Annotated in this window: 4 protein-coding genes; all 4 read left to right on the top strand. The window is 59.8% G+C overall.

Going from position 1 to position 5101, the window contains the following annotated elements:
* Window positions 1-1306: DUF2345 domain-containing protein (locus tag AAD027_RS18960; protein ID WP_341727599.1), on the top strand; the 1306-nt coding region annotated here is incomplete at its 5' end.
* Window positions 1303-1926, top strand: coding sequence for a hypothetical protein (locus AAD027_RS18965; RefSeq protein ID WP_341727600.1), 624 nt, complete (start codon window positions 1303-1305; stop codon window positions 1924-1926). The genes AAD027_RS18960 and AAD027_RS18965, both read left to right, overlap by 4 nt.
* Window positions 1923-3671, top strand: coding sequence for an esterase/lipase family protein (locus AAD027_RS18970; protein ID WP_341727601.1), 1749 nt, complete (start codon window positions 1923-1925; stop codon window positions 3669-3671). The genes AAD027_RS18965 and AAD027_RS18970 overlap by 4 nt, the downstream gene beginning before the upstream one ends.
* A gap of 14 nt (window positions 3672-3685) precedes the next feature.
* Window positions 3686-4957: a T6SS immunity protein Tli4 family protein gene (locus AAD027_RS18975; protein WP_341727602.1), complete on the top strand. Its 1272-nt coding sequence runs from the start codon at window positions 3686-3688 to the stop codon at window positions 4955-4957.
* The last annotated feature ends 144 nt before the right edge of the window (window positions 4958-5101 follow it).

The raw sequence follows: 5101 nt of genomic DNA on the forward strand, positions 1-5101 counted from the left end.
GCGCGAGAACAGCACCTGCTGGATACGGGTCAGCCAGGGCTGGGCGGGGGCGAACTACGGGATGCAGGTGCTGCCGCGCATCGGGCACGAAGTGCTGGTGAGCTTCCTGGAGGGCGACCCGGATCAACCCATCGTGACCGGTCGGGCCTACCACGCGGCCAACCGGCCGCCGTATGAGCTGCCCGGACTCAAGACCCTGACCACGCTCAAGAGCCAGGAGCACAAGGGCGGCGGCCACAACGAGTTGCTGATCGACGACACCCGCGGCGAGATCAAGACCCAGCTCAAGAGCACCCATGCGGCCACGCAGCTCAACCTGGGCTACCTGACCCATCCGCGAGGCAATGATGGCAACGGCACCCCACGGGGAGAAGGCTTCGAGTTGCGCACCGACGCCAGTGGCGCGCTGCGCGCGGCCAAGGGCTTGTTGCTGACGGCTTACGAACGCAGCGGGGCCGGCAGCGGGCAACTGGATCATGCCGAACTGGTGCAGTGCGTGGAAGCGTTATCCGGGTTGGTGAAATCGCTGGCGGACACGGCCGCGCAGCACCAGGCCCCGGCGACGGAGCACGCCTCGCGCGAGGGACTGGTCAAGGCCGTGGAGCAACTGGGCGCCGGTGGCAACGACCGCAAGGACGAGGACGGCGACAAGCCGATCCTGGCCCTGAATGCACCCGAGGGCATTGCGGTGGCCACGCCCCGAACGGTGTTTACGGGTGCGGGCGAGAACGTGGAAAGCGCGGCGCAACGCGATCAGGTGATCGTGGCGGGCGAACAGTTGCATGCCACCGCGGGCAAGGGCATCGATCTGTTCGCCTTCCAGGGCGGCATCACCCAGATTGCCCATCAGGATGACCTGCGCCTGCAAGCCCAGCACGGTGAAGTGCAGGTAGAGGCGCTGAAGGCGGTACGGGTGTCGGCCGTGGAAGGAACCATCACCCTCAATGCGAAGCAGCGGCTGACGCTGCTGTGCGGCGGGGCCTATCTCACGCTGGAAGGCGGCAACATCGAACTAGGGTGTCCGGGCACCTTCACGGTTAAGGCCAAGACTCAGTTCAGTGACGGCGCCAGCGTGTCCGAGGCGATGAATGGATGGAAGGACGCGGATTTCAATGAGTTGTTCAAAGCCGTGCTGCCGGATGGAACCCCGGCGCGCAATCGCCGTTATGAGCTGATCCGTGGCGACGGAGCCCGCATTCCCGGTGTCACTGACGGCGATGGTCGCATCTCGCTACAACAGGGATTGAGTCCGGAAGGGCTGTCAATCCAGTGGCTGGATGGCGACGAATCCGGTGAACTGTCATGAATTTCTTTAGCGACGCCAGCGCACTGGACGTATGTCTGTGGTTGTATCTCATGGCTGGCTACTTCCTTTGGTGGCTACTGCTGCCGTTGGGTTTGCTGGCGACATGGGCTGCGTTCCGGAAGAAGTCCCTTTCCACAAGGATGCGCATTGGCTTGAGCATATTGGCGATCGCGCTTTTTATTCCTGCAGGTTACGGAGTTCATGAGGTCTTGATTGAGCCGGCATTCGACGCCTGGCAATACCGGCGGCGGTCTTGGCAACTGGAGGCGCCAACGCAGGTGGCAGGCTTGTCGCTTCCGGCAGGAAGCACTGTGCAGCTATCGTCATATACCAAGCCCAACAAGCGCAGCCAGTTGACTGCCGAGGACATCGAGGTAATCCGTTTGCCAGGCGAGACTCAACTCATGGGGGCAATGCTGACAGGACGATTGCGCTCTGACCTGGGCTACTCCTGGGAGGTGGAACTAGTGAAGGATCAAATGGTGCAGGGCTGGTTATGCGCCAAGGGCGAAGCGGCATTCCGGGCGAAGGATGGTTCGCTGTACCGTTGCAATGATCCACAGACCGGGGAATCGCTGACTGATCAAATCGAACTCTCCAAAAAGGAGCGCCTTCCATGAGTGTCCCGCCAGACAAGATGAATTCTCCGCGCGTGGCGCCGCTGACCTTCGACGCTCAAGGCAAGCCCACCCATAGTTGGAATTTGAGCCCGTCCTTTCTCGGCGATGCAGTCCATCTGTATTTGCCACCCGACAAGGTGCTGCCGGTGATTTTTGTACCCGGAATCATGGGCTCGAATCTGAAATCGAAGGATACGGACAAGAAAACCGGCAAGCCGGTTTGGCGCCTGGACATGGCCGGAGGAAGCGGGTTGCCGAAAAAATTGTTGGGCAAGATGTTCGTCGGCGCCGGTGGTCGGCAGAAGACGCTGCATCCGGATCGCACCGAAGTGGATCCCATGGGCGACATTCCAGACAAACCAGCCGGACTGGTCACGAATGCCAAGGACTACCGCAATCGATACTGGGGGGAAGTCGCTGAAGGCAGTTACCACGATTTTCTGTTGTGGCTAGAGAAATCATTGAATGGCCAGGGATGGAATCCAGACAAGTGGTCGGAGTTCGGCTACTTGGCTTTCAGAGCCGCTCCAAAGCCCGGCACGCGCGCGCCTGAGAATCCTTTGTCGCCGGGGATAACGATGACGATGCGTGGACTACCCGGCGGGGCGGAAAAAGGCATGTTGGCTCCGGTCATGTCGGATGACCTGCTTGCGCGGGCCAATTTCCGCATGCCGGTCTATGCCTGCGGATACAACTGGCTGGCTTCCAACGAAAAGTCCGCGATGGCGCTGCAACAGCGAATCAATAAGGTGATGGAGAAGTACGGTTCCAGATGCCAGCAAGTGATCCTGGTAACCCATTCGATGGGTGGCCTGGTGGCCCGTCGATGCGCGCAACTACCTGGCATGGGCAGCAAGATAGCCGGCATCGTCCATGGCGTGATGCCTTCCGAGGGCGCGCCTGTAGCCTACCGACGTTGCAAGCTGGGAATGTCGGATGAAGGGTCTGGCATCGCAGCCAGTGTTGGCGCTCTGGTCATCGGCAACAACGGCCGTGAAGTGACGGCGGTATTTTCGCAGGCGCCGGGTGCATTGCAATTGTTGCCGACCCCGCACTATCGCCAAGGTTGGCTGACGGTGCGTGATTCGGAAGGCAAGGCGCTCAATATTCAGCCGGTCAACGACCCTTACGACGACATTTATCTGCGCCGCGACCGTTGGTGGGGGCTGGTGCGCGAAGCATGGTTGGCGCCCAAGGGCGGCGTCCCGATTGAGTGGACGACCTACGCAAAAAACATTGAAGAAAGCCGCAAGTTCCATGACGCTATCCGTGCCAAGTATCACGCCAACACCTACGTCTACTACGGTGCCGATACCGCTCAACCGAGCTTCGAGACCATTACTTGGCACATCGAGACACCCAGCTACGGAGTCTATGGTCAAGCCACACCGTCGCCACAACGGCCGGCGGCAACGACGGTCAGCCGTTTCAACTTCGACAATGTGGTCGATATGGGCGAGAACCCGCTTCATGTGATGGAGCGCCCATCGCCCAATGCGGGCGTATATGGCCAACCCACCGTGCATTGGCGGCTACGTTGCAGCAAGCAAGATGGCGCCGGTGACGGCACGGTACCGTTCAGGTCAGGTGCCGCCCCGTTGCAGGGGGTCAAAGAAGGAAGCATTCAGCAGCAATTCCGACTCGCGGGGTTTGATCATGAAGGCTCCTACAAGAATGCCGGCGCCCAGCAGGTGACGCTTTACGCGCTGGTTAAAATTGCCGCCTCTGCAAAGAAGCAAGCATAAGGGACGGAGTGATGATGCGTGGATGGAAATACTTGCTGGCACCGTTGCTGTTGGCTTTGCTGTTGTTGGGTTGCCAGTACACCCCCACTGAGAAGGAAGAGAGAACCGTGAGCGAACTGACAAGCAACATGCGTACATGGGGGCTGGGCCGGTTCCTCGTGGATGTGCCGTCGCAATGGCGTTACGGAGAAGGGGAGTCTCTGACTTTGTACTACGGCTTGGACAAAGACTTTGAAACGGTGGAGGTCACAGTCTTCGCGCAGGATGTGACACAGGCCGTGTTCGCAGCCACGTTGACCGAGCGTGTTGCACGCATAGGAAGGGGCACGAATTATGAAACCAATGGCTCCATGCTGGAGCTTGAGCAGAAGCTAGGTGAACGTGCCCTCTTGCTGCGCTATAGCCAGAGCACTCTTGGAGGCGGAGCACGTACCCACGAAATGCATCTGCTGGTCGATGACGTTTATCTGATGCTCAAGAAAGAATCATATGAGGGCATTAAAGGTATTCCCAAGACGAAAACAAGAAATCAGGTTGACGCCGACCTGAAAGAACTCGCCGCCCAAATCCACAAGGTCACCGACATCGCTCGCGCAGGGCCTGGGTTTGTCTTCGGCCCCATCATAATTCAGGGACACCACGACCACGAGGTGGCGACGATCGACTTCTACGACCCTCAGCGTCTGGACATGACGTTCGAAGTGGGGATCAGCGCGATGACGCCGGATTCCGATGAGCGCCTGTTACAGCGGGGCAAGATGTTCATGCCGATGTTCGAAGGCAACGGTTCGGACTTGGACACGCTGCGCAAGGGCAAGCGCGAAATCGCGGGCATGAAAGCAGAGGAACAGTTGATTGCGGCGGGCTGGCGGGATCAATCCGGTGAAGCCGTGCGTGGTGTGCTCTTCGCGGCCGAGACCTACCGCCCTACGCCAGGCCTGTTGCAGCCCACGTTTTCTTTGAAGCTGGATGCGCTGGGTGAAAAAACCTGGAAAAGCGATGCGGAGTTGGCCGGCGCGCCCCAACGAATGCTGGGTTACTCGACGCTGCCTGATTTCGCAAGCGAGTCGCGATCGACTATTGACGAGTCGCCACCAATGAAGCCTTCGATGACGGAGTACGAGGCGACGGCGGTGTGGGATGCCATCCTCAAGTCCATCCGTCCACGGCCTGGTGCGGTGGCCTCGCCGTCTCCGCCCCCCGAGCCGCCGCGCTATCCGCGAGACAAGGCCCAGGCCGATCAGCGTGCCCTGGACGCGTTCCTCAGCACCCCACACAAGAAGTAGGGCTGGCATGTTTCGATTCCAGTCGGTGATCGTACCGACCACGGAGGCACGCTGGTGGAAGGCGAAGCGGGCATTTTGCTGGACTGACACAAGAACTCGTTTCAAAGGAATTTCCCGTGCCCACGCAATCCGATTACCGCTTTG

Source organism: Pseudoxanthomonas putridarboris (assembly GCF_038321125.1).
In the GTDB taxonomy this organism is placed as follows: Bacteria; Pseudomonadota; Gammaproteobacteria; order Xanthomonadales; family Xanthomonadaceae; genus Pseudoxanthomonas_A; species Pseudoxanthomonas_A putridarboris.